Annotated in this window: 20 protein-coding genes; 11 read left to right on the forward strand and 9 right to left on the reverse strand. The window is 66.3% G+C overall.

The genetic code is table 11. The features are described 5' to 3' along the window. Positions 1–778, reverse strand: a 778-nt coding sequence (locus QMB55_RS09870) for a GTP-binding protein (protein ID WP_497588529.1), incomplete at its 3' end; no start/stop codon positions are given. 467 nt (positions 779–1245) lie between these two features. Here QMB55_RS09870 and gdhA point away from each other — a divergent pair. The 3 genes from gdhA (at position 1246) to QMB55_RS09885 (ending at position 4280) form a co-directional block, all read left to right on the forward strand. Beyond that, positions 1246–2589, forward strand: coding sequence for an NADP-specific glutamate dehydrogenase (gdhA, locus tag QMB55_RS09875; RefSeq protein ID WP_497588530.1), 1344 nt, complete (start codon positions 1246–1248; stop codon positions 2587–2589). Positions 2590–2774: 185 nt separating this feature from the next. Beyond that, entirely contained in the window at positions 2775–3305 is a 531-nt protein-coding gene (locus QMB55_RS09880) for a methylglyoxal synthase (protein WP_497588531.1), read from the forward strand. A 138-nt stretch (positions 3306–3443) separates the two neighbouring features. Continuing rightward, positions 3444–4280 carry a hypothetical protein gene (locus QMB55_RS09885; protein WP_497588532.1) on the forward strand — a complete coding sequence of 279 codons (837 nt, stop codon included), beginning with the start codon at positions 3444–3446 and terminating at the stop codon, positions 4278–4280. A gap of 9 nt (positions 4281–4289) precedes the next feature. Here the strand turns inward: QMB55_RS09885 and QMB55_RS09890 are convergent, their stop codons facing one another. Beyond that, a complete protein-coding gene (locus tag QMB55_RS09890) occupies positions 4290–5201 on the reverse strand; it encodes a LysR family transcriptional regulator (RefSeq protein WP_497588533.1) in 912 nt (303 codons plus the stop codon). 106 nt (positions 5202–5307) lie between these two features. Between QMB55_RS09890 and ggt the strand changes: the two genes are divergently transcribed. The 6 genes from ggt (at position 5308) to QMB55_RS09920 (ending at position 12306) form a co-directional block, all read left to right on the forward strand. After that, on the forward strand, positions 5308–7008 hold the full coding sequence (gene ggt, locus QMB55_RS09895; RefSeq protein ID WP_497588534.1) for a gamma-glutamyltransferase: 1701 nt from the start codon (positions 5308–5310) through the stop codon (positions 7006–7008). Positions 7009–7136: 128 nt separating this feature from the next. After that, positions 7137–7700 carry a DUF6305 family protein gene (locus QMB55_RS09900; protein WP_497588535.1) on the forward strand — a complete coding sequence of 188 codons (564 nt, stop codon included), beginning with the start codon at positions 7137–7139 and terminating at the stop codon, positions 7698–7700. Positions 7701–7772: 72 nt separating this feature from the next. Continuing rightward, entirely contained in the window at positions 7773–9050 is a 1278-nt protein-coding gene (locus QMB55_RS09905; protein ID WP_497588536.1) for a TRAP transporter large permease subunit, read from the forward strand. Between the two features lie 2 nt (positions 9051–9052). After that, positions 9053–9196, forward strand: coding sequence for a hypothetical protein (locus QMB55_RS09910; protein ID WP_497588537.1), 144 nt, complete (start codon positions 9053–9055; stop codon positions 9194–9196). Between the two features lie 10 nt (positions 9197–9206). Then, complete coding sequence (locus QMB55_RS09915; RefSeq protein ID WP_497588538.1) at positions 9207–10361, forward strand: succinylglutamate desuccinylase/aspartoacylase family protein; 1155 nt, start codon at positions 9207–9209, stop codon at positions 10359–10361. A gap of 142 nt (positions 10362–10503) precedes the next feature. Continuing rightward, positions 10504–12306 (forward strand): gamma-glutamyltransferase family protein, encoded by a 1803-nt coding sequence (locus QMB55_RS09920; protein WP_497588539.1) that lies wholly within the window; start codon positions 10504–10506, stop codon positions 12304–12306. A 78-nt stretch (positions 12307–12384) separates the two neighbouring features. Here QMB55_RS09920 and QMB55_RS09925 read toward each other — a convergent pair whose 3' ends face one another. Continuing rightward, positions 12385–12945 carry a GAF domain-containing protein gene (locus tag QMB55_RS09925; protein WP_497588540.1) on the reverse strand — a complete coding sequence of 187 codons (561 nt, stop codon included), beginning with the start codon at positions 12943–12945 and terminating at the stop codon, positions 12385–12387. A 251-nt stretch (positions 12946–13196) separates the two neighbouring features. Between QMB55_RS09925 and QMB55_RS09930 the strand changes: the two genes are divergently transcribed. Together QMB55_RS09930 and QMB55_RS09935 are read left to right on the forward strand one after the other, a co-directional pair. Beyond that, the gene (locus QMB55_RS09930; RefSeq protein ID WP_497588541.1) at positions 13197–13979 is read left to right on the forward strand and encodes a TSUP family transporter; all 783 of its coding nucleotides are present in this window, start codon (positions 13197–13199) and stop codon (positions 13977–13979) included. 132 nt (positions 13980–14111) lie between these two features. Further along, positions 14112–15326, forward strand: coding sequence for an OmpP1/FadL family transporter (locus QMB55_RS09935; protein ID WP_497588542.1), 1215 nt, complete (start codon positions 14112–14114; stop codon positions 15324–15326). 160 nt (positions 15327–15486) lie between these two features. Here the strand turns inward: QMB55_RS09935 and QMB55_RS09940 are convergent, their stop codons facing one another. The 6 genes from QMB55_RS09940 to QMB55_RS09965 all read right to left on the reverse strand — a co-directional run bounded on the left by QMB55_RS09940 (position 15487) and on the right by QMB55_RS09965 (position 22817). Then, positions 15487–15945 (reverse strand): YaiI/YqxD family protein, encoded by a 459-nt coding sequence (locus tag QMB55_RS09940; RefSeq protein WP_497588543.1) that lies wholly within the window; start codon positions 15943–15945, stop codon positions 15487–15489. 213 nt (positions 15946–16158) lie between these two features. Further along, a complete protein-coding gene (gene xylB / locus QMB55_RS09945) occupies positions 16159–17631 on the reverse strand; it encodes a xylulokinase (RefSeq protein ID WP_497588544.1) in 1473 nt (490 codons plus the stop codon). 42 nt (positions 17632–17673) lie between these two features. After that, a complete protein-coding gene (locus tag QMB55_RS09950; RefSeq protein ID WP_497588545.1) occupies positions 17674–19140 on the reverse strand; it encodes a xylulokinase in 1467 nt (488 codons plus the stop codon). A gap of 57 nt (positions 19141–19197) precedes the next feature. Beyond that, entirely contained in the window at positions 19198–20220 is a 1023-nt protein-coding gene (locus QMB55_RS09955) for an ABC transporter permease subunit (RefSeq protein ID WP_497588546.1), read from the reverse strand. 21 nt (positions 20221–20241) lie between these two features. Continuing rightward, entirely contained in the window at positions 20242–21753 is a 1512-nt protein-coding gene (locus QMB55_RS09960) for a sugar ABC transporter ATP-binding protein (RefSeq protein WP_497588547.1), read from the reverse strand. A 122-nt stretch (positions 21754–21875) separates the two neighbouring features. Continuing rightward, positions 21876–22817 (reverse strand): ABC transporter substrate-binding protein, encoded by a 942-nt coding sequence (locus tag QMB55_RS09965; protein ID WP_497588548.1) that lies wholly within the window; start codon positions 22815–22817, stop codon positions 21876–21878. Positions 22818–23113: the final 296 nt, after the last annotated feature.

The raw sequence follows: 23113 nt of genomic DNA on the forward strand, positions 1-23113 counted from the left end.
TCTGCTGGCCGGCGAGGAAGTCGACGAGGTCGAAGGGGCTGCTGGCGCTGCGGATGAGATCGACATCGTCGCGCAGCTTGCCGACTTCGAGCGGGAGATCCTGATCGAGCAGCGCGTTGTCGATGCCCGAGATGCGCTCGGCTTCGACGCGCTTCTCCTCGCCCGGCGTGAAACGCAACAGGCTGTCGTCGCCCAGGTGATAGACGCCGCGGAAGGTCTTGCCCATGCCGATCGGCCAGGTGATCGGTGCGCACTCGATGCGCAGCACCGACTCGATCTCTTCGAGCAGTTCGAAGGGATCGCGCACTTCGCGATCGAGCTTGTTGATGAAGGTGATGATCGGCGTGTTGCGCATGCGGCAGACGTCGAGCAGCTTGATCGTTTGCGCTTCCACGCCCTTGGCCGCGTCGATCACCATCACCGCCGCATCGACGGCGGTCAGCACGCGGTAGGTGTCTTCCGAGAAATCCTCGTGCCCCGGCGTGTCGAGCAGGTTGACCGTATGTCCCTGGTATTCGAACTGCATCACCGAGCTGGTGACCGAGATGCCGCGCTGCTTTTCCACCTCCATCCAGTCCGAGGTCGCGTGGCGCGCGCTCTTGCGGCTCTTGACCGTGCCGGCGAGCTGGATCGCGCCGCCGAAGAGCAGCAGCTTTTCGGTCAGCGTGGTCTTGCCCGCGTCGGGGTGGGAAATGATGGCGAAGGTGCGGCGCTTCTGGACGTCGCGCAGGATGTCGGGCGGGAAGAGGGGCGAAGCGGGCGTCTGGGCGGAACTCATCGGAGGACTTTCTGCGGCAAGGAAAAGGCCGCAGGGCGAGGGTCGACAGGCGACCTCCGGCCGTGCGGCGCGCAGGCGCAACTATATCATGCAGCCGTTTTGTCCCCGCCCTCCCCGCAGGCGCAATGTCGCGACGGCGCATAAGCGGTATGGCATAGGGAGGTTCATGATTCCGAATGGGAATCATATTGTTCCGTTGCGGCATTAAAGAAGTGCGCGTTGGCGATCGAAAATCGTACAGGTCGGCACCGCTGGAATGGCGGCAAACGCCGATAGAATCAGGCTTGTCGCGGACCTCCCGGTTCGTGCCGGCTTTTCCGAAGCAGCTGTGGTGTCGAGTTGGAAGAAACGACGTCCTGCTCGACACGGTGGGTGACGCGCCCCGCGAATCCTGAATCCGAGGACTGGCCGTGAGCGCCGCGTCGAATCCATCAATCCATACCTATAAAACCTGCTTTGGAGACAGCATGAAATACAGCAATCTGGCCGACTTCCTCGCTTACGTGAAGGCGCGCGACCCGCAGCAGCCCGAATTCCATCAGGCGGTGGAAGAAGTGATGGACAGCCTGTGGAGCTTCATCGCCACGCATCCGCAGTACGCCGAGGCCGGGTTGCTGGAGCGTCTCGTGGAACCCGAGCGCGCGATCCAGTTTCGGGTCGCCTGGACCGACGACCGCAACCAGACGCAGGTCAACCGCGCTTTCCGTGTACAGCACAGTTCGGCGATCGGCCCCTTCAAGGGCGGGATGCGTTTCCACCCCTCGGTCAACCTCTCGATCCTCAAATTCCTGGCCTTCGAGCAGACCTTCAAGAACGCGCTGACCACGCTGCCGATGGGCGGTGGCAAGGGCGGTTCGGATTTCGACCCCAAGGGCAAGAGCCGCGGCGAAGTGATGCGTTTCTGCCAGGCGCTGATGCTTGAACTTCACCGTCACCTCGGGCCGGACACCGATGTCCCGGCCGGTGACATCGGTGTCGGCGGGCGCGAGGTCGGGTTCATGGCCGGCATGATGAAAAAGCTTTCCAACCAGTCCGGCTGTGTGTTCACCGGCAAGGGGCTGTCGTTCGGGGGCAGCCTGATCCGTCCCGAAGCCACCGGCTACGGCCTCGTTTACTTCGTGCAGGACATGCTCGCCATGCGCGGCATGAGCCTCGACGGGCTGCGCGTCTCGGTTTCCGGTTCGGGCAACGTTTCGCAGTACGCGATCGAGAAGGCCATGGCGCTTGGCGCCAAGGTCATCACGGCGTCGGATTCGTCGGGCACGGTGGTCGACGAATCGGGCTTCACGCCAGAGAAACTGGCTGTGCTGATGGAGATCAAGAACCACCGCTACGGCCGCGTCGAAGACTACGCGGCGCATTTCGGCCTGCCTTACGTGGCCGGAAAAACGCCCTGGCATGTGCCCGTCGACGTCGCGCTGCCCTGTGCGACGCAGAACGAGATCGACGGCGAAGCGGCGCGCCTGCTGGTCGCCAACGGCGTCAAATGCGTCGCCGAGGGCGCCAACATGCCGTCCAACCTCGAGGCGGTGCACGCCTTCATCGACGCGCAGATCCTCTATGCGCCGGGCAAGGCCGCCAATGCCGGCGGCGTGGCGACGTCCGGCCTGGAAATGACGCAGAACGCGCAACGCCTGCCCTGGTCGCGTGACGAGGTCGATGCGCGTCTGCACCAGATCATGCACGACATCCATGCCAATTGCGTGCGTTACGGCACGGGCAAGGACGGCTTCGTGAATTACGTCGACGGCGCCAACATCGCCGGCTTCGTCAAGGTCGCCGACGCCATGCTCGCTCAAGGCGTTTACTGATTCCGTCGGGGTTTTTCGCCCATCCTTTCCCCGGTCGCGGTGGTATGCCGTACCGGGGTTTTTTTATGCCGTTTGGGCGCCGATGGAATGGCTAGGAACGTCGTTGCCGATCTTGCTGTCATTGTGATGTCGCAAAGGGCAGGTACACTGTCCTCATAACAAGGATTGAAACAAAGGAGAACCGCATGAACGCCAAGCACGTCGAACCTCCGGAACACAACGCGAGCGGACCGGTCACGGGCGGCCAGCCCGGCAGCCCGGCCACGCCCGTCCCTCCGCGCAAACGCATCGCCCTGGTGGCGCACGACAACAAGAAGAAAGACCTGATGGAGTGGGCGCGCTTCAACCGCGGCACGCTGCTCAGGCACCAGCTTTGCGCCACGGGAACGACCGGCGCGCTCCTCGAGAAGGTGCTCGGCGTTCCGGTCGAGAAGCTGCGCAGCGGCCCGCTCGGCGGCGACCAGCAGATCGGCGCGCGGATTGCCGAAGGGGAGATCGATTTCATCCTCTTCTTCTGGGACCCGCTCGAGCCGCAGCCGCACGATCCGGACGTCAAGGCCCTGCTGCGCATCGCCGTGGTCTGGAACGTCCCGGTGGCATGCAACCGGGCCTCGGCCGACTTCATGATCTCGTCGCCGCTGATGACCTCCCCCTACCAGCGTGCGCTGCCCGATTTCGAGGCGCACCTGAGCCGCTTCAAGCACGTCGCGCCCTAGCCTTAAGCCGCCGCGTCTGTTGCGGAATTGCCGCGGTCGCCCCGTCTGCGGCGACCGCCATCCGCTGTCAGCGTTTCCCGGTGCTCGGTGGGTCGCTAAGATGCCGCTCTCGATCCCCAACCTTCAGGGAGTGGCTCCGTGTCCGCAACCTCCGTCCATCACCTCTTCGCCGCGCTGCGCGCGCTGGCCTGTGCTGCGGCGCTGCTCTTCGGGGCGGCGCCGGCGTGGGCGTCCTGCCCCGAGCCCCGTTTGACGCCACCCGGACAGGTGGCGCTCAAAGGCGATGCCGCGCTCATCGTGGTGCACGCCACCTCGGCGCACGATGCCCGTTTTGCCAGCAAGCGCGGAGTCGACGAAGCCGTGCGCTTCGCCAAGGGGCGCGGCATGCCGGTCGTCTATCTGGTGGACGAAACGCCGATCGAGCATTACTTCATGGAGGACTGCGCGCCCGACCACTGGGTGCGTTCGCAAGGCGGCGAGATTTCCTTCAAGGTGATGCCGCGCCACATCTACATCGTCGGCGGTCATCTCGAATTGTGTCTCGGCTATGCCACCAACGAAATCATCTACCAGTGGGCGCAGCGACAACCCGGCCAGTACCGGATCACCTACCTGATGGACGGGATCTATTCCAACGGCAAGGTGATCGACCCCTCCGACCCGTTCTACTCCGACTTCACCCGTTTCATGAGCGTCGTCACCTACGGCCGTCCGGGCGGCGAGCACTGGCCCAAGCTCAGCCTGCTCGAGACGATGGGCGTGATCGTCGACGAGGCCCACGAACTCGAGTACCTGAAGCAGGTGCTGCCGCGCTGGGACACCACCTTTGGCGACGACTTCCGGGTGACGGTCAGACTCAATGCCTCGGTCGAGAAAGTGCTGCGCAGCGCCCCGGGCTGGAACCCGCCAGCGATCAATTTCGTCTTTCTGGACTCGGCCGTGCCGGGGCCTGGGATCGAGCCGGCCACCCGCTAAGGACGTTGCCTACATCAGCGACGGCAGGTGGTGCGCCAGTTCGTCGAGCGCGGCCCGCGTGCGCAGCGGCAGGTGCAGGGTTTTCGGCCACAGCGCGTAGTACTCGACGGCCTGGCTCGACTTATCCTCGAGGACATGCACCAGCCGGCCGCTGGCAATGCGGTCGCGCACCAGCCAGTAAGGCAGCCAGGCCAGGCCGCAGCCGGCGACGGCCGCGTCGGCGATGGCTTCATAGTTGTCGAGCAGCAGGCGCGACGGCGGTTGCAGGCGCAGTGGCGTGTCGTCGTGACCGGCGAAAGCCCATTCCCGAGCCTGGCCGGAGCGGTAATACACCAGGCATTCGTGGCTGTAGAGCTCGTCGAGTTCGCGCGGCACGCCGTGTGCTTCGAGATAGGCCGGCGCGGCACAGACGGCCATGCGCTGCTCGGCCAGCTTGCGCGCCACCAGGTTGCGCTCGGCTTCCGAGCGCAAGGGGCCGGCGCGGACGACGAAATCGAAGCCCTCCTTGATCACGTCGACGCGCCGGTCGTCGAAATCGATCTCGAGTTCGAGGTTCGGCGTTTTCTGCGCCAGGGCGACGAGGATCGGTGCCGCACAGCGGCAGCCGAAAAGTACCGGCACCGAAATGCGCAGCTTGCCCTGCAGCGAGAGGCGGCCCGAGTCGAGCATCGCCGCGCCTTCGCGGACCTCGTTGACCGCGCGCAGGCAGCGTTCGTAAAAGAGCTGCCCGTCCTCGGTCAGGCTCTGGGTGCGCGTGGTGCGGTGGATCAGCTTGACGCCGAGCTTCTCCTCGAGCCGGGCGACCGTCTTGCCGACGGCCGAGCGCGAGAGATTGAGGCGGTTGGCGGCGGCGGCGAAGCTGCCACTTTCGACGACCATGACGAAAACGGCGACGCCGGAGAAATGATCATAAGCGCTCATCGATTGTAGATTTCAGCGATACAAATGAGGCGAATTATGTCGTCACACTGGCGTTTTCGAAAGTGATAGAGTCGAAACTCGAAAATCATTGCGGAAGGGAGTTCTCATGCGCTGGAAAATGCTGACGCTGTCCTTTTGTGCTTTTTCCGTCTCGGCCCTGTCCGGGACGGTCCTCGCCCAGACCCCGGTCAACCTCTACGCGCGCGGCGCGCAGGGCGGTCACGGCGCGGTTGCCGCGGCCAAGCCCGAGGCTTCGCAGGTCGGCGTCGACATCCTGAAGAAGGGCGGCAACGCGGTCGATGCCGCGGTGGCCACCGCCTTCGCGCTCGGCGTGCTCGAACCCAACGCTTCCGGCCTCGGCGGCGGCGGCTTCATGATCGTCAAGCTGGCTGGCATGAAGGATGCGGTCGTCATCGATTTCCGCGAAACCGCACCGGCGGCCGCGCGGCCCGACATGTACGCGCTCGGTGCCGACGGCAAGGTGCTCAACGCCGCCAACGTGGTCGGTGGCCTGGCCTCCGGCGTGCCGGGCGAAGTCGCCGGCCTGCTCTACGGGCTGGAGAAATTCGGCTCGAAGAAACTCTCCCGCGCGCAGATCATCCAGCCTTCGATCGACTGGGCGAAAAAAGGCATCCCGGTCACGGTGAACCTGGCCAAGATCATCACCGACGAACTGCCCAAGATCAACAAATTCCCCGCCACCGCGGCGATCTACACGCAGGGCGGCCTGCCTTACGAACTGGGCGACACGATCAAGAACCCCGAGCTTGCGGCAACGCTCGAGCTCATCGCCAAGAAAGGCAAAGACGGCTTCTACAAGGGCGAGCTGGCCAAGAAGATCGTCGCCGCCGTCAAGGACACGGGCGGCATCCTCACCGAGGCCGACCTGGCGGCGTATGAGCCCAAGGTGCGCAAACCGGTGACCGGCAGCTACCGCGGCTACACGCTCTACTCGACCCCGCCGGCCAGCTCGGGCGGCACCCACGTCATCCAGCTGCTCAACATCCTCGAGACCTTCGATGTCGCCAAGCTCGGTGACGGCACGCCGGCCACGCTGCACCTGTGGAGCGAGGCGATGAAGCTGGTGTTCGCCGACCGCGCCAAGTACATGGCCGACACCGATTTCGTCAAAGTTCCGCTCGAGGGCCTGACGAGCAAGCCCTACGCGATCAGCCTGGCGTCGAAGATCGACATGGAAAAACCGATGGAGAGCGTCTCCGCCGGCGATCCGTCGCGCTTCGAATCCGGCTCGACGACCAGCCTCTCGGTCATGGACAGCAAGGGCAACATGGTCGCGATCACCAAGTCGATCAACTACTTCTTCGGTTCGGGCGTGATCGTTCCGGGCACCGGCATCCTGATGAACAACCACATGGATGACTTCGTGCCGAAACCCGGCTCGGCCAACTCGATCGAACCGGGCAAGCGTCCGCTGTCGTCGATGAGCCCGACCCTGATGATCGATCCCGAAGGCCGGCCGTTCATGACCATCGGCGCGCCGGGCGCGACGCGCATCATCGGTGCGGTGGCGAGCGTGATTTCCAACGTCATCGACCATAAGATGCCGATCCAGCAGGCCACCATGGCGCCGCGCTTCTTCCGCATGCAGGCCGGCGAGTACAACCTCGAAGGGCGGGTCTCGATCAACACCAAGAATGCGCTCGAGAAAATGGGCCACAAGGTCGTCGTCAAGGGCGACTGGGATCCCTTCTTCGGCGGCGTGCAGGCGGTGCTCTTCGACCGCAGCGCGAAGCGGCTCGATGGCGGCGCCGACCCGCGCCGCGACGGACGCGTCGTCGCCTACTGATGATCGCCGGGGCGCGATGCCTGCCCGCTTCGTGCCCCTCGTCGATGTTTCGATTTGATTCGCCCCGCCCCCGGCGCGCGTTCCGGGGGACGGGATTTCGCCTAGTCCCTGAAACTGGAAGCCTTGCCATGAAACGTATCGCCCTTGCCGCCTGTACCTTCTTCCTCGCTTTTGCCGCCCACGCGCAATCGGCCTTTGCGCTCAAGGCGCCGATCGCCGACAAGCCCGCCGTGCTGACGTCTTCCGGCCAGAGCGCCGACATCGAGATGGTCAAGGTTCTGCTCGACCGCGCCAAGGTGCCGTACAAGCTCGACGCGCGCATTGCCGCCCCGGCGCTCGCCGGCAGTGGCGGCAAGTCGCTGGTCGTCGTCCTCGGCGGCAGCTCCAAGGGCCTCGGCGCCGCCGGCATTTCGACCCAGGCCGAGCTCGACCGCACCAAGGCGCTGATCGCCGAAGCGAAGAAACAGGGCTTCAAGATCATCGGCCTGCACGTCGGCGGCGAAGGCCGGCGCGGCGACCTTTCGGACAAGTTCCTGACCGACACCGTGCCCGCGTGCGACTACGTCATCGTCGTCGCCGACGGCAACAAGGACGGGTTGTTCACCAAGCTCACCGGCAACGGCAAGATCCCGCTCGACAGCGTCGAGAAGATCACCAAGGTTGGCGAACCGCTCGCCAAGGCCTTCAAGTAATCCTTCTTTCATGAACGCTTCTGCCCCCCGCATTCCCGGCGCTGGGGGCGGGGGAGAACTCGGAGTCTTTGTATGACAACAGGATTGATGTTCCTGCTGCTCATGGCGGTCGTGCTGGTGGTTCTGGTCGTCGTCGCCAAGTGGCCGGTGTCGCTCAGCCTGGCCGCCACCTCGGTGCTCATTCTGCTGCTCGCCGGCGATGGCGACCTGCACCTCGACAAGCTCGTCGAGGGCATGTTCGGTTACCTCGACGTCGGCCTGGTGCTCATCGCGGCGATGATCTTCATGAAGATCATCGAGGCCAACGGGCTGCTCGCCGAACTCACGCGCGCCATCATCGTCGCCTTCGGCCGCTCGCCGCTGCAACTCTTGATCGCGCTCACCGTGGTCATCATGTTCCCGGGCATGATCACCGGTTCCTGCACCGCCTCGGTGCTCGGCACCGGCGCCATCGTCGCGCCCATCCTCGTCGAACTCGGGCTGCCGCTGATCGTCGCCGGCGCCTTCATTTCCAGCGCCGCGGTCTATGGCATGATCGCGCCGCCGGTGAACGTGCTGGTGATGACCATCGGCGGCGGCATCGACCTGCCTTACATCGGTTTCGAGCTGCCGCTGCTCCTCTCCTCGCTGCCGCTCGCCATCCTGACCAGCCTCTACCTCGGCTACCGCCACGTGCAGCGCGACAAACTGGCCCTCGTCATCGAGCGCAGCCGCGCCGAAGGCGGCAAGGGCAGCTTCGGCCTCTATCTGCCGCTGCTCGTCGTTTTCGTCCTCATGGTCGGGCCGAAGGCCTTTCCGACCTGGTTTCCCGATCCGCGCCTGCCGCTCACCTTCCTGATCGGCGCGGTGCTCGCGCTGATGAGCGGCAAACGCGTCAATCCGCTGCGCTGCGCGCGCGATGGCGTGAGCGAAATCCTGCCCGTGATCGGCATCCTCTTCGGCGTCGGCATGCTGATCGAAGTGATGACGCTCACCGGCATCCGCGGCTCGGTGGTCATCGGGGCGCTGTCGTTGCCCAGCACTCTGATGCTCGCCGGCGTGGCGCTGATCCTGCCGATTTTCGGCGGCGTTTCGGTCTATGGCGGCGCCAGCGTGCTTGGCGTGCCGTTCGCGCTGGCCATGCTCGGACAGAACCAGATCATCGTCCTCACCGCGCTCTCGCTGATCGGCGCCATGGGCAGCTATATGCCGCCCGTCGCGCTGACTCCTGTGGTCACCGCCAAGCTGATCGGGGTGAACGACTACGGCGAGATCGCCAAGCTGTGCTTCTGGCCGGCGGTGGCCGCAGTGCTTGTCGGTCTCCTGATGATCGTCTTCGCCAACCCGATCGCCGCCTTCCTGGGAGTCTGATCATGACGCTGATCTATCGACTGATCGTCGTCCTGGCGCTGGTGCTGGTGGCGATGGAGCTGTTCTCGCAAAAGAGCGTGGCGCTCAAGCTCAACGCCGCGCTGGTGCTCATCCCGCTCGTCATGCGAGCCCTGATGGTGGTGTGAGGCGAAGAAAATGGAAACGAAACAAACCAAACCATTCGACGACCGCCGCAGCCTCGGCCTCTCGCTCGCCATCCTGATCTTCGTCCTCGCCGTGCTTGCCATCGTCGTTCCCGATGCTCTGAGCATGCGCGAGCCGGACGTGGTCAAGCAGGGGGCTGGGGTCACCAAAGTGGTCAAGCTCTCGCAGTATTTTGACGGCATTGCCGGCACTCGCGGCGACACCGACATCTACGTCCTCGATTCGGGCAAGCCCGGCGCCAGCGCGCTGGTGCTCGGCGGCACGCACGGCAACGAGCCCTCGGGCTTCATGGCCGCCATCGTGCTGATCGAAAACGCGATGCCGACTTCGGGCAAGCTCTACGTCATTCCCTTCGCCAACGCTTCGACGCTGACGCACACCGACTACATGGAGGGCACGCCGCGCCACTTCACCGTCGAAACGGCCGGCGGGCCGCGCCGCTTCCGCTACGGTTCGCGCGCCACCAGCCCCGCCGACCAGTGGCCCGATCCGGACATCTACGTGCACGCTTCGTCCGGGCAGAAGCTCTCCGGTTCGGAAACGCGCAACCTCAACCGCGCCTACCCCGGCCGGCCGGACGGCACCTTCACCGAGAAGGTCGCCTATGCCATCACCAGTCTGATCCGCGCCGAGAAGATCGACATCACCGTCGACCTGCACGAAGCCTCGCCCGAGTACCCGGTGGTCAACGCCATCGTGGCGCACGAGCGGGCGATGAAGATCGCCTCGATCGCGCTGCTCAACCTCGAGTTCGACGACATCACCATGGGCCTCGAACCCTCGCCGGTGAAGCTGCGCGGCCTCTCGCACCGCGAACTGGGCGATGCCACCGGCACCCTGGCGCTGTTGATGGAAACGACCAATCCGGCGCAGGGCCGGCTGCGCGGCGTGACCAACGAAGCCCTGATCACCCAGGGCAGGGACGAGCTCTACGTGCGGGCGCAACAACTCGGCCGCCTCTTCGTGCCTTTCGACGACAAGGGCTGGCCGCTCGCCACCCGCGTCGCCCGCCACGTCGCCGGGCTGCAGGCCATCTTCGCCGCCTACAGCTCGGAGACGCCCGAGCGCGCCCTGGTGCTCGACGCCGTTCCGGCCTACGCCGACCTCGTCGGCCAGGGCCTTGGCGCCTTCCTCAAGGCGCCGTAAGCAGCATGCTTCGCCTCGGAGGGGGCGAACCCTCGCCGCGCGGTGCCCCGCCCAGGTGCAGCGCGGTGCGAGCCTCTTGCCTGCCTCGCGCAGGCGGGGCGCATCCTGTCCCTTGCGTCCTTGCCCTTGCCGGAGTGAGACCTTGAATTCCATCCGCCTCGTCTGCTGCGCCGCGCTGCTCATTGCGTCCTTCGTCGCGCCGCTTTCGTCCTGGGCCGCCCCGACGGCCGCATTGAGCAGTCCTCCGATTTCCCCCGAAGGCGCTTCGGGCTACGTCGACAAGCCCGGCTGGGCCACGCGGCGCTTTGCCGTGGCGGCCGCCAATCCGCATGCCACGGCCGCCGGTTACGCCATCCTCAAGGCCGGCGGCAGCGCCGTCGACGCCGCGGTGGCCGTGCAACTGGTGCTGACCCTCGTTGAACCGCAATCGAGCGGGGTGGGCGGCGGCGCCTTCATCGTTCATTCCGACGGCCGGCGGATCGAAACTTACGACGGCCGTGAAACCGCGCCCGCCGCCGTCGATGAAAGGCTGTTCCTGCGCCCGGACGGCAAACCGATGGGCTTTACCGAGGCCGTGGTCGGCGGGCGTTCGGTCGGCGTTCCCGGCGCGCTGCGCGCCCTGGAATTGGCGCATCGGGAACACGGCAAACTCCCCTGGGCCCGGCTGTTCGAGCCGGCCATCACCCTGGCCGAGCAAGGCTTTGAGGTCAGCCATCGCTTCCATACCCTGCTGGCCAGCGACTACCACCTGAAAACCGACCCCGCCGCCGCGAAGTATTTTTTTGATGCCGACGGCAAGCCCTGGCCGGTCGGGCATCTGCTGAAAAACCCGGAATACGCCGCGGTCCTTCGCCTGCTGGCCCGCGAAGGCGCCGACGCCCTGCATCGCGGCCCGTTGGCGCAGGCCATCGTTGACGCCGTGCAAAAGCACCCGAGCAACCCGGGGCGGATGACGCTTGCCGACCTGGCGGAGTATCTCCCTTTGAAACGTGCGCCCTTGTGCTTCGACTACACGCCGGCGAGCCGGGCTTATACGGTCTGCGGCATGCCGCCGCCAAGTTCGGGCACGCTGGCCATCGGGCAGATCTTCGGCCTGCTTGAGCGAAGCCCGGCCGCAAGCCTGCGCCTCGGCGCGGACGGGCGGCCCTCGGCCGATTTCGTGCATTTCTACAGCGAGGCGGCGCGGCTGGCCTATGCCGACCGTGCGCAATACGTTGCCGACCCGGCCTTTACCGATCCGCCGGCCGGACGTTGGTTGAGCCTGCTCGACCCCGCTTACCTTGCCGAACGCGCGCGCGGCATCGGCGAGACGAGCATGAAAAAAGCCAAGCCCGGCGTTCCGGCGGGGACCAAGATTGCGTATGCAAGCATGCCCGAGCAACCGGAGTACGGCACCAGCCACCTCAGCATCGTCGATGCCGACGGCAACGTTCTGGCGATGACCACCACCATCGAGGCGGTGTTCGGCTCGCGCCTTTTTGTGCGCGGTTTTCTGCTCAACAATCAGCTCACCGACTTCAGCTTCACCCCGCGCGACGACGACGGCCGGCCCGTCGCCAACCGGGTCGAGCCGGGCAAGCGGCCGCGTTCCTCGATGTCGCCCGTCCTCGTCAGCGACAAGGCGAGCGGGCAGGTGTTGATCACCGGCGGCAGCCCGGGCGGCAGCCTGATCATCCACTACACGGCCAAGACCCTCTACGGCATGCTCAACTGGGGCCTCGACGCCCAGCGCGCGATCGACCTGCCGAACTTCGGCTCGCTCAACGGCCCGACCTTGCTCGAAGAAAAGCGCTTCCCGGCCGCGACGCTCGACGCGCTCAAGCGGCGCGGGCATGAGCTGCGCGAGGTCAGCCTGCCGAGCGGATTGCATTTCATCGAACGCACTCGCGACGGGTGGTTCGGTGGTGCAGACCCCAGACGGGAAGGCGATGTGAAGGGGAACTGACAGGCCGTCGAAACCAACCGTCGAAACGGGCGTTGGCATCGTGCGCCTGCTGCCGCAACCCGCTCCGGTGGCTGGCGCTCAATACGGTGGCGAGCATGCGCCTGTCAGTCGCTCGGCCTTCAGTTCGGCGAGGCAGCGTTCGAACGCCTGCCAGTGTGGGCCATAGCGCTCAGGCGGCGTACTCTGGCCGGCGTCGATCAGGCGAAAATCGTCCTCGATGAGCGCCTTGAGCGCCTGCAGCAGGCGCAAGGTCTTGGCGTCGTAATTGCGCGACTTGCGGTCGAGCACGCAGACCGTGCCGAAGATGCTGTCGTCCGGCCACAGCAGCGGCACCCCGAGGTAGCTGATCATGCCCAGCTTCACGTCGGGATTGTGCGCCCAGTCTGGATCGCTCCGTGCGTCGGACACCTGCAAGGACTCACGCCGACGCATCACCGTCTCGCAGTAGAGGCCGGTGCCGAGGTCGATCCGTTCGTGCGCTTCGTAGGGATTGCCCGCGCCGAGGCTGGTCACCAGCACTTCGATCTGTTTGGGCCATACCCGCATCACCAATGCGGCCGGCACCTGCGCTGCATCGGCCACGCGATCGGCGAACGCCTGCCACGCCTTGAGAAATTCCGCGGAAACGGCTCTGTGCATGTCCTGTCCTCGTTCGTCGACGCTTGTCCGGTGGGGCGCTGCGCCCTTTGGTCTGACTCTAGCCCGGGGGGCCGGAAATTCAACCGTTCGCCGGTCGCCGGGCGCGTGCCTCAACGCGATATGGCGCGATCCGACCCCTGAAGCCGGGGGAAGCTTGGAAAGCCTTGGACACGCTCGACGCCGGGCGCTACCCTGAAACCGGGCCGGTTTTTCGGCCCCTCATGTCTTTCATCTTACGCCCGGAACGCTGCATGGAACTGGCACTCATCGCTTTCGCCGCGCTGGTGGGTTCGACCCTGACGCTGTTCTCCGGCTTCGGCCTGGGCACGATGATGACGCCGGTCTTCGCGCTGTTTTTCCCCGTGCCGCTCGCCATCGCCGCCACGGCGGTGGTGCACCTGGCCAGCAACCTGTTCAAGCTCGGCTTGCTCGCCCGCGCGGCGGACTGGCGGGTCGTCCTCCGTTTCGGCCTGCCGGCGGCGCTGGCCGCCTTGGTCGGGGCTGCGGCGCTCGGCGCCGTCGACCGGCTGCCCGCGCTCGGCCACTACCTGCTCGCCGGAACGCGCTACGAAGTCACCCCGATCAAGGCGCTGATCGGCGCGCTGATCGTCGTCTTCGCCCTGCTCGAGCTGTCGCCGCGCTTCCAGGCACTGGCTTTCGCGCCGCGCTGGTTGCCGCTCGGCGGCGCCTTGTCGGGCTTCTTCGGTGGCTTGTCGGGCAACCAAGGCGCGCTGCGTTCGGCCTTCCTGATCAAGGCCGGTCTTTCCAAGGAGGGCTTCGTCGCCACAGGCGCGGTGCTTGCGGCGCTGGTCGACGGAGTGCGCCTGACGGCCTACGGCCACGCTGCGCTGGCCGTCCCGCCGGCACAGGCCGAGGCGCTGGCGCTGCCGGTGACCGTCGGCGCGCTCAGCGCTTTTCTCGGCGCCTACGTCGGCAAACGGCTGATGCACAAGGTCACCCTGAGCGCCGTGCAGCGCTTGGTCGCCGTCGGCATGTTCATGATCGGTTCCGGGCTGATGCTGGGGTGGCTTTAGGTCCCCGCCGTGCCTTGGTTTGTGCCCGACGAGACGGGCGTGTTGAACGGCTTTTAAGGGGTTTGGCTTGATGCCAAATGCAAATTCTGCTAGCGTGGCCCGGTTCGATTCAAGGCTTTGAAAGGAACACCGATGCGAGCTTCATTCATTCGTCGTGCAGCGGCGGTCGCCCTGATCTCTCCCGTGCTGGCCCACGCCGGTGGCCTTTACCTCTACGAAGTGGCGACCTCCGACCTCGGTTTCGCCGGCGCAGGCACCGCCGCTCGCGCCGAGGATGCGTCCACCGTTTACAGCAATCCTGCCGGGATGACGCGCCTGAGCGGCAACCAGCTTTCGACCGGCGCGCAGCTCCTCTACGGCGGCGTCGATTACTCGGTGAGCGCGAACAGCCAGGCGCAGCAGACCTTCGGCGGCGGCAGCCCGGGCAACGTCGTCGGCTGGATGCCGGGCGCGAGCCTGTTCTACAGCCACAGCATCAGCAACGACCTGAAGATCGGTCTCGCCACCTACGGCAACTTCGGCCTCAAGCTCAATTACGGCGACGACTGGGCTGGCCGTAACCTCACCACCGAGTCGACGCTGATGGCGATGACCCTGCAGCCGACGATCGCTTACCGGGTGAACGACACGTGGTCGGTCGGTGCTGGCCTAACCGCCAACTACGGCCTCTTCAAGCTCAAGCGGCTGGCGGTGGACGGCAGCGGCGAGCGTGAGCAGAAAGACGGCGACTGGCAGTTCGGCGGCCGCGTCGGCGTGATGTACGAGCCCTCGGCCGCGATGCGCCTGGGCCTCGTATGGACGAGCAAGGTCGATTACGACTTCAACGTCGATGCCACGGTCAACACCGGCCTCGGCGGCACGCACACCTTCCCCGTCGCCGCCAGCGTGAATTCGCCGCAGCAGCTGATGTTCAGCGTCTACCAGAAACTCTCTGACCGCTGGGCGATGACCGGTAACCTCGGCTGGCAGGACTGGAGCGCCTTCTCGCACGCCTCGGTGGAAACCCGCGGCGGCGTGACGACCAGCAAGCTGCAGCTGCAGGACACCTGGCACGTCGCCCTCGGCGCCCAGTACCAGTACAGCGGGACGACCCGGATCAACGCCGGCGTGGCCTACGACAGCAGCTTCTACAAGCACAACAATCAGGCCTCGTACGCCTTGCCGGCATCGGACGCTTGGCGTTTCGGTGCCGGCGTCCAGTACACGCTGTCGCCCAAGTCCGAACTCGGCATCGCCGCCGAATACCTGCGCAGCAGCACGCTGCGCGACCCGAGCCCGGTGATCGGCGGCAAGTACGAAGACCCGTACATGGTTTTCATGTCAGCGCACTATTCGTACAGATTCTGAGCGGTTTTGATCCTGGCCTGAACGCCGCACCGCAAAGCCACGCGCCGCATCCCGAGAGGGACGGCGCGTTTTTCATGGCCCTGGACGCGAGCCTCCATGCGCCCTGCAGGCCGGCGGGAGGGCGCATGGATGGGCGATCCTGGGGCGCTTCCGGTCGGCGTCAGCGCTTGAGTTTCGCCAGCCAGCGGTCGAGCTGATTGGCGAAGGCCTGCCGGTCGGCCGCCGAGAGGGCCGGCGGGCCGCCGGTGTCGACGCCGCTGCTGCGCAGGCTTTCCATGAAGTTGCGCAACGTCAGGCGCGCGTCGATGCTGCTTTGGTCCAGCAACTCGCCGCGCGGGTCGAGCACCAATGCGCCCTTGGCGATCACCTGCGCCGCCAGCGGCACGTCGGCCGTCACCACCAGGTCGCCCATCTGCGCCTCCTGCGCGATGCGTGCGTCGGCGACGTCGAAACCCGACGGCACCTGCAGCGCCCGAATCCAGGGCGAGGGCGGCACGCGCAGCATCTGGTTGGCGATCAAGGTCAGCCGGATTTCGGCCCGGTTGGCCGCGCGGTAGAGAATGTCCTTGATCGCGCCGGGGCAGGCGTCGGCATCGACCCAGATGTGCGCATCCGGCATGTGAGGGGCTTTCTTGGTTGGGTTGAGAATGCGTTGAAAACGCGTTTGGAACGAATTTGGCGTGAAGGCGCTCGCGTCGACCTCAAACCTCGACGAGCGAGCAGGCGGCATTATGCCGCCAAACCCGGAACAGGCCTCACCGACCGCGATGCCGGGGGCGTGGCGCAATGATCTTCACATGATTCGGGACGCAACCCCCGGCGTTACGCTCCCTCATGCCCTGTTAGCAAACAGATCCTTCAGTCGCGGGTAGGCGGCGCGGAATTTCTCGTAGCGCGGAAGCAGACGTTCCCGTTGCGCCGGGTTCGGGCGGAAGCGCTGACCGCCCTCGGGCGCAGTGCACACGTCCGCTTCGTCGCCGCTCGCTGCGAGCCAGCCAAGGCGGGCGGCACCCAGCGCGGCGCCGGCCTCGGCGCCGGGGGCGGTGACGATTTCGATTTCCAGGCCGCTGGCCAGCAGCTGCGCCCATTCCGGGCTTTTCGACCCGCCGCCGACCAAGGCCAGACGTTCGACCTGCGTTCCGGCCGCACGTAAGGCGCTCATGCCGTCGAGGAGGCCGAAGCTCACGCCTTCGAGCACTGAATAGGCCAACGTGGCCGCCGAGGTGTCGTGGTCCAGGCCGAGAAAGGCGCCGCGCGCGGCGGCATCGTTGTGCGGGGTGCGTTCGCCCGAGAGGTAGGGGAGGAACACGGGCGCGCGTTCGAGGGCCTCCTGTGGCAAAGCCCGCATTTGTGCGAGCAGGCTGGCTTCGTCCTTGGCACCGGTCAGCCGCGTGAGCCAGGCGAGGCCGCTGGCGGCCGAGAGCATCACACTCATCTGGTGCCAGCGCTCCGGCAGGGCGTGGCAGAAGGCGTGGACGGCCGACGCGGGGTTGGGGCGGAAGCAGTCGGTGACGACGAAGACGACGCCGCTCGTTCCCAGCGAGATGAAGCCGTCGCCCGGCGAGACGGCGCCGATGCCCACGGCGCTGGCCGCGTTGTCGCCGCCGCCGCCGGCCACGATCACGCCAGGCGGCAGGCCCCAGGCCTGGGCCACGGCCGGCAGCACGGTGCCGGAGACGGCGTTGCCTTCGACAAGGCGCGGCATGTGGCGGCGGGCGAGGCCGGTCGCCGCCAGGAGTTCGTCCGACCAGTCGCGTCGGGCCACGTCCAGCCACAGCGTGCCGGCGGCGTCGGACATCTCGCCGACTTTCTCGCCGGTCAGGCACAGGCGCAGGTAGTCCTTGGGCAGCAGGACCGCGGCCGTGCGGGCGAAGAGATCAGGTTCGTGCTTGGCGACCCAGCGCAGCTTGGGCGCGGTGAATCCGGGCATGGCGAGGTTGCCGGCGATGGCGGGCAGCGCGGGGCAACGCGCGCTCAGCTCCTCGCATTCGGCGGCGGCGCGGGTGTCGTTCCAGAGGATGGCCGGGCGCAGCACCCGATCCCGGACGTCGAGGAGGGTGGCGCCATGCATCTGCCCGGACAGGCCGATCGCCCGGATCGCCGCGAACGCTTGCGGTTCGGCGGCACGCAGGCGAGCGGCAGCACGGCTCGTTGCCGCCCACCATGCCGCGGGGGATTGTTCCGACCAGCCGGGCAGAGGGCGGGACTGCGGGAGCTTTTCCCCCGCGACCGCGAGCACCCGTTGCGCCTCGGACAGCAACAGCAATTTGACTTCGGAGGTGCCGAGGTCGATTCCCAGAAACATCAAAACTCCTTCCTTCGTCGAAGCCCTTGCCGGGGCCGGCGATTAATTCTCGGTTTGCAATCCGTCCCGTCCGAACCAGCCTGCGAGGCGGGCATACAGATCGCAGAAGCGCCGATACGGAAGCGCGTAGCGCACGCTCGCCGGCTCGCCGACGGGGTGGCACGCTGGCGCCAGCGCGTACAGGTCGGCGGTGCTCCAGTGCCCCGCGGCCAGGCCACCGAGGAGGGCGGCGCCGCGGGCCGAGGCGTTGGGGCAGTCGACGGCTTCGAGCGGCAACTGCAAGACGTCCATCAACAGTTGTTGCCAGGCGCGGTGTACCGAGCCGCCGCCGGCCAGGCGCAGCTGGGTTGGGCGCGTGCCCTGCGCGTGCAACGCATCGAGGCCGGCGCGGATCGCGAAAGCGACGCCTTCGAAGGCTGCGCGCATCAGGGCGCCGTTGTCCGTCCCCGGGCTGAGGCCGACCCAGGCCCCGCGAACCTGCGCATCCATCCAGGGCGTGCGCTCGCCGCCGAGGTAGGGCAGGAAAAACAGTTCGTCGTCGGTGCGGAGCGAACTTCCGAAGGCCGCGGCATATGCCGCCGGCCAGTCGAGCCCCAGGGTGCGGCGCGCCCATTCGAGCGCGACGCCGGCATTTTGCATCGCCGCCATCGTGTACCAGCGCGGCAACTCGGGCGGTGCGGCCGTGCGGTAGCTGTTGAGCTTGGCCGACGGGGCGGGCAAGGTGTGGCGCAGCACCACGATTTGGGCGCCGCTGCCCGTGGTCAGCTGGGCCGAGCCGTCGAGCAGCAGACCGCTTCCCAGCGCGGCGACCGGGGTATCGCCGCCGCCGGCGGCCACCGGAGTGTCTGCAGGCAGTCCCCAGGCAGCGGCCACGCTCGCCGTCAGCGTTCCGGCCGCCTCGTGCGAGGCAAAGTGCGGGGCGAGCAGGCGGTCGGGCAGGCCCAGGGTTTCCAGCAGCGAACGGTCCCAGCGTCCTTGCCGGTCGGCGAGGAGCGTCCCGCTGGCGTCGGACGCCTCGCTGCCGGCGATCCCCGTCAACCGGAGGCGCAGCCAGTCCTTGGGCTGCAGCGCCCAGCGCGCGGCTTGCAGGCCGATGGGCTCGTGTTCCGCCAGCCAGAGCAGGATCGGGCCAGCCATGCCGGCCGAGGGCGCATTGCCCAGGCGTTTGAGGCTGTCAGCCAGGGTCGGATAGCGTGCCAGTTGGGCGACGGCACGGGTGTCCAGCCACAGGACGGCGGGTCGCAGGGCGTTGCCTTGGGCGTCGGAGAGCACCACGCCGTGCATCTGCCCCGAAAGGCCGATGCCTTTGACGGCGGCGCGAGCGCCCGCCGGCAGGGCTTGGACGCACGTCGTGAGCGCCTGCAGCCAGATTTCCGGGTCGATTTCGCTCCAGCCGGCATGGGGGCTGACGGCGTGGTACGCGGCACTCGTTTCGCCGACCGTGGCGCCGTTGGCGTCGAGCAACAGGGCTTTGGCCGAGCCGGTGCCGAGGTCAAGACCTAAATACATCGCGAGGATTCATCAGGGATCAGGGTTGAGGGGCAGAAAAAGGGAAGGGAAAACCGTTCAGTTGCCGGCGTTCTGTTGCTGGCGCCATTTGTCGAGCAGGACGGCGAGGATGATGACGACGCCCTTGGCCACGTATTGCCAGAACGACGAGAGCCCGAGGATGGTCAGGCCGTTGTTCATCACCCCGATGATCAGCGCGCCGATGACCGTCCCCCAGATCGAACCGACGCCGCCCATCAGGCTGGTGCCGCCGAGCACGACGGCGGCGATGGCGTCGAGCTCGTAGCCGGTTCCCCAGTTGCCGTTGGCGGCGTAGAGGCGGCTCGACGACATGGCGCCGGCGATGCCCGAGAAGAGGCCGTTGATGGCATAGACGAAGAGCAGGATCGACGACACCTTGATGCCGGTGAGCCGAGCCGCCGTCGGGTTGCCGCCGACCGCGTAGATGTGCAGCCCGAGGATGGTCTTGCGCAGGATGAACCAGGAGAGCAGCACCACCGCCGCGGCGACCCAGACCAGCCAGGGAATGCCGAGGAAGTCGCCGTTCCCCAGCCAGTCGAAGCTGGGGATGTTGCTGTTGAGTACCGTCGTCCCGTCGGCGAGCAGGTAGGCCGCGCCGCGAAAGGCGGTCAGAGTGCCGAGGGTGACGACGAAGGGGTTCATGCCCAGGTAGGCCACCAGCACGCCGTTCAGGAGGCCGCAGAGCAGGCCGACGCCGATGAAGGTCGGCAGGGACAGCCAGGCCATCGATTCAAGCAAGGAGACGTGCATGCCGAGGACGGCCGCCACCGCCAGCATCGAGCCGACGGAGAGGTCGATCCCGGCGGTGAGGATGACGAAGGTCATTCCCGAGGCGAGCACCAGGTTGATCGCCACCTGGCGCACGATGTTCATGTTGTTGGCGCTGGAGATGAAGTTCGACGTCCCGTCGGCGCTGTAGTAAACCGTCAGGCCGTAGAACACGAGGTACATCACGATCAGCACCGGCAGCATGCCCAGGCGCTCGAAGAGCAGGCTGCCCGTCGATTTTCGCAGTTGGCCCTCGCCGGCGGCTTGGGTGGTGTTGGCCACAGTGTTCATTTTTGTCCCCCGATCTCTGGCCTAGGCCGCGGCCTGCGCGGTATGCGCGGCATGCGTGGCCAGTGTCATGATGTGTTCTTGATTGATCGCTTCGCCTTGGCATTCGCCGGTGATGACGCCTTCGCGCATGACCACCACACGGTCACAGATGCCGATGATTTCCGGCAGTTCGCTCGAGATCACCAGAATGGCCACGCCTTGCGCCGCCAGTTCGTTGATGATCCGGTAAATCTCGGCTTTCGCACCGACGTCGACGCCGCGTGTCGGCTCGTCGAGGATCAGCACCTTGGGGCGGATCTCCAGCCAGCGCGCGAGCAGGACTTTCTGCTGGTTGCCGCCCGAAAGCCCGCCGACGATGCCGTCCGGGCCGCCGACCTTGATGCTCAGGCGGGCGATCGCCGCCTGGGTGAGCGCGTTCAGCGCCGGATGGTCGATGATGCCCGCCCGGCTGTGCTGGCTGACCACGTTGATCGCGGTGTTGGCCAGTGCCGACAGTTGCAGGAAGAGGCCCTGGCCCTTGCGATCTTCGGGCAGGTAGCCGATGCCCAGGCGGATGGCCGTGAGCGGTTCGTCGATGGTCACGACTTCGCCGTCAAGGCGCAGCACGCCGGACTCGCGCCGGTCGGCGCCGAAAATGAGCCGGGCCAGTTCGGTCCGCCCTGCGCCCACGAGCCCGGCCAGTCCCAGGACTTCGCCGGCATGCACGGTAAGCGTCGCCGGCCGGACCTTGCCGCCGGAAATGTGCTCAAGCGCAAGCACCGGCCGGCCGCGCGTGCGCCCCGTCTTCTGCTGGTAAAAATCGCCCAGCGGCCGACCGACCATCATCTGCACGATGCGCCCCGGTTCGAGTTCGCGCCGCGTCAGTTCACCGACGTAGCCGCCGTCGCGCAGGACGGTGACGCGATCCGCCAGCGCATCGACTTCGGCCATGCGGTGGCTGATGTAGATGATGGCGATACCTTCGTCGCGCAGCTTGCGCACGATCTTGAACAGCGCCTCGGTTTCGCGCTCGGAGAGCGCCGCCGTCGGCTCGTCCATGATCAGGATGCGGCCGCGGTGGATCAGGGCGCGGGCGATCTCGACCTGTTGCTGCTGCGCGATCGACAGCGTGCTGGCGTGGGTATGGGCGCGAAAGGGGGCGTCCAGGCTGCGCAACACCTCGTCGGTCCGCGCCTCCATCGCTGCGGTGTCGGCGGTGCCGTAACGGGTGCGAAGCTCGCTCCCGAGAAAGACGTTCTGGGCGACCGTCAGGTTGGTCGCCACCGACAGTTCCTGGTAGATCAGGTTGATGCCGACCCTGCGCGCATCGGTGGTGCACGAAATGACGACCGGCTTGCCGTCCACGTGCAGGGTGCCTGCGTCGGGCTGATAGACGCCCGAAAGCACTTTCATCAAGGTACTCTTGCCGGCGCCGTTTTCGCCCATCAGGGCGTGGATTTCATGGCTGCGCACCGTCAAATGGACATCGTTGAGCGCCCGGGTCGCCCCGAAGCGCTTGCAGATGCCTTGCATCTGGAGAACCACCTCGCTCATGCGTACAACTCCTGCGGCAAGACTCAGGGGAACGACGGAAAGCGTCTCTCACGGACGACGCCTCCGTCGCCAGGCCGGCTGGCGGGTGCGGGGCCTTCAAGCGCGGCCGGATGCGTTCGCCCTCAGTTCTTCACCCAACCCGGGTAATCCTTGAGGTTTTCCTTGGTGATCAGCGGCACCGGCAGGAGTTTGACGGGCTCGGCGGGTTTCTTGCCGTTCATGATCTCGTAGCCGATCTTCACCCCGTCGCTGGCCATCTGGTAGGGGTTCTGGGCGGAGCTGCCCTCGAACAGGCTCTTCGGATCCTTCAGCGCCGCCACCGCGTCGGGCGCGCCGTCGACCGCGGTAATGAAGACGCCGGGGCGCTTGGCTTGCTTGATCGCCAGTTCAGCGCCGATCCCCGTCGGGTCGTTGATGGCGAAGACGGCATCGATCTTCGGATGGGCGGTCAGCAGGTTCTGCATCACCGCCATGCCGCCGTCGCGGCTGCCCTTCGCGTCCTGGTTGTCGGAGAGAATCTTGATCCCCGGCGTCTTGGCGAACACCTGCTTGCAGCCGGCGACGCGATCGACCACGGCGGTGACGGGCGGGCCGTTGACGATCACCACGTTGCCCTTGCCGCTCAGCTTCTTGGCGATGTATTCGCAGGCATTCGCGCCGGCTGTCACGTTATCTGACATGACCGTGTAGTCGGCGCCTTCGGCCCCGACGTCGACGGCCACCACGACGATCCCCGCTGCGCGTGCCTTCTTGAGCACCGGTGCGATCGCCTTCGGATCGACGGCGTTCACGAGCAGCAGGTCGACCTTGTTGGCGATGAAGTTCTCGATCTGTCCGACCTGGGTGTTCAGGTCGTACTTGGTCGACAGCGCCGTCACCGTCGCCTTGGGATTGATCTTCTTGACCGCGTCCTCGGTGCCTTTGCCCATGGCGACGAAGAAGGGGTTGGCCATGTCGCCGACGGTCAGGCCGACGGACTTCAGTTCCTTGCCGGCCGCCGAGGCCGAGCCGATCGCAAAAACGGACAACGAAGCGAGCAACAGCGGAATCAAACGTTGTTTCATGAGGCTCTCCTGATAAGAACAACGATCCAACCAGCGCTTGCCCGGATGTCGTGTGATCGCATCCTTGCAGCACCAGCTTCTGCGAGGCGGCGCGCCCGCGCCGGCCTCCTCCTGACAGCAGCCGCCGCCCCTGTACCTGGCCCGAACGACAGGCTGAGCCAAAGCACTGCCAAGCGGTGGGTTTGCGGTTTGCGCTGGGCATTGGACGCGGCGGGCGTTAATGCCAGATTTCAGTTCCGGCCGTGCTTTGAAACAATTGAAACAATGGCCGCCCGCGGCTGCGCGATCATTCGCGG

The organism is Propionivibrio sp., from assembly GCF_041441355.1.
Classification (GTDB): Bacteria; Pseudomonadota; Gammaproteobacteria; order Burkholderiales; family Rhodocyclaceae; genus Propionivibrio.

Excerpts from the sequence above, each read along its gene's own strand:
- gdhA (WP_497588530.1), top strand. The coding sequence starts at position 1,246 with ATGAAATACAGCAATCTGGCCGACTTCCTCGCTTACGTGAAGGCGCGC.
- QMB55_RS09880 (WP_497588531.1), top strand. The coding sequence starts at position 2,775 with ATGAACGCCAAGCACGTCGAACCTCCGGAACACAACGCGAGCGGACCG.
- QMB55_RS09890 (WP_497588533.1), bottom strand. The coding sequence starts at position 5,201 with ATGAGCGCTTATGATCATTTCTCCGGCGTCGCCGTTTTCGTCATGGTC.
- ggt (WP_497588534.1), top strand. The coding sequence starts at position 5,308 with ATGCGCTGGAAAATGCTGACGCTGTCCTTTTGTGCTTTTTCCGTCTCG.
- QMB55_RS09900 (WP_497588535.1), top strand. The coding sequence starts at position 7,137 with ATGAAACGTATCGCCCTTGCCGCCTGTACCTTCTTCCTCGCTTTTGCC.
- QMB55_RS09905 (WP_497588536.1), top strand. The coding sequence starts at position 7,773 with ATGACAACAGGATTGATGTTCCTGCTGCTCATGGCGGTCGTGCTGGTG.
- QMB55_RS09910 (WP_497588537.1), top strand. The coding sequence starts at position 9,053 with ATGACGCTGATCTATCGACTGATCGTCGTCCTGGCGCTGGTGCTGGTG.
- QMB55_RS09915 (WP_497588538.1), top strand. The coding sequence starts at position 9,207 with ATGGAAACGAAACAAACCAAACCATTCGACGACCGCCGCAGCCTCGGC.
- QMB55_RS09925 (WP_497588540.1), bottom strand. The coding sequence starts at position 12,945 with ATGCACAGAGCCGTTTCCGCGGAATTTCTCAAGGCGTGGCAGGCGTTC.
- QMB55_RS09930 (WP_497588541.1), top strand. The coding sequence starts at position 13,197 with ATGGAACTGGCACTCATCGCTTTCGCCGCGCTGGTGGGTTCGACCCTG.
- QMB55_RS09935 (WP_497588542.1), top strand. The coding sequence starts at position 14,112 with ATGCGAGCTTCATTCATTCGTCGTGCAGCGGCGGTCGCCCTGATCTCT.
- QMB55_RS09940 (WP_497588543.1), bottom strand. The coding sequence starts at position 15,945 with ATGCCGGATGCGCACATCTGGGTCGATGCCGACGCCTGCCCCGGCGCG.
- xylB (WP_497588544.1), bottom strand. The coding sequence starts at position 17,631 with ATGTTTCTGGGAATCGACCTCGGCACCTCCGAAGTCAAATTGCTGTTG.
- QMB55_RS09950 (WP_497588545.1), bottom strand. The coding sequence starts at position 19,140 with ATGTATTTAGGTCTTGACCTCGGCACCGGCTCGGCCAAAGCCCTGTTG.
- QMB55_RS09955 (WP_497588546.1), bottom strand. The coding sequence starts at position 20,220 with ATGAACACTGTGGCCAACACCACCCAAGCCGCCGGCGAGGGCCAACTG.
- QMB55_RS09960 (WP_497588547.1), bottom strand. The coding sequence starts at position 21,753 with ATGAGCGAGGTGGTTCTCCAGATGCAAGGCATCTGCAAGCGCTTCGGG.
- QMB55_RS09965 (WP_497588548.1), bottom strand. The coding sequence starts at position 22,817 with ATGAAACAACGTTTGATTCCGCTGTTGCTCGCTTCGTTGTCCGTTTTT.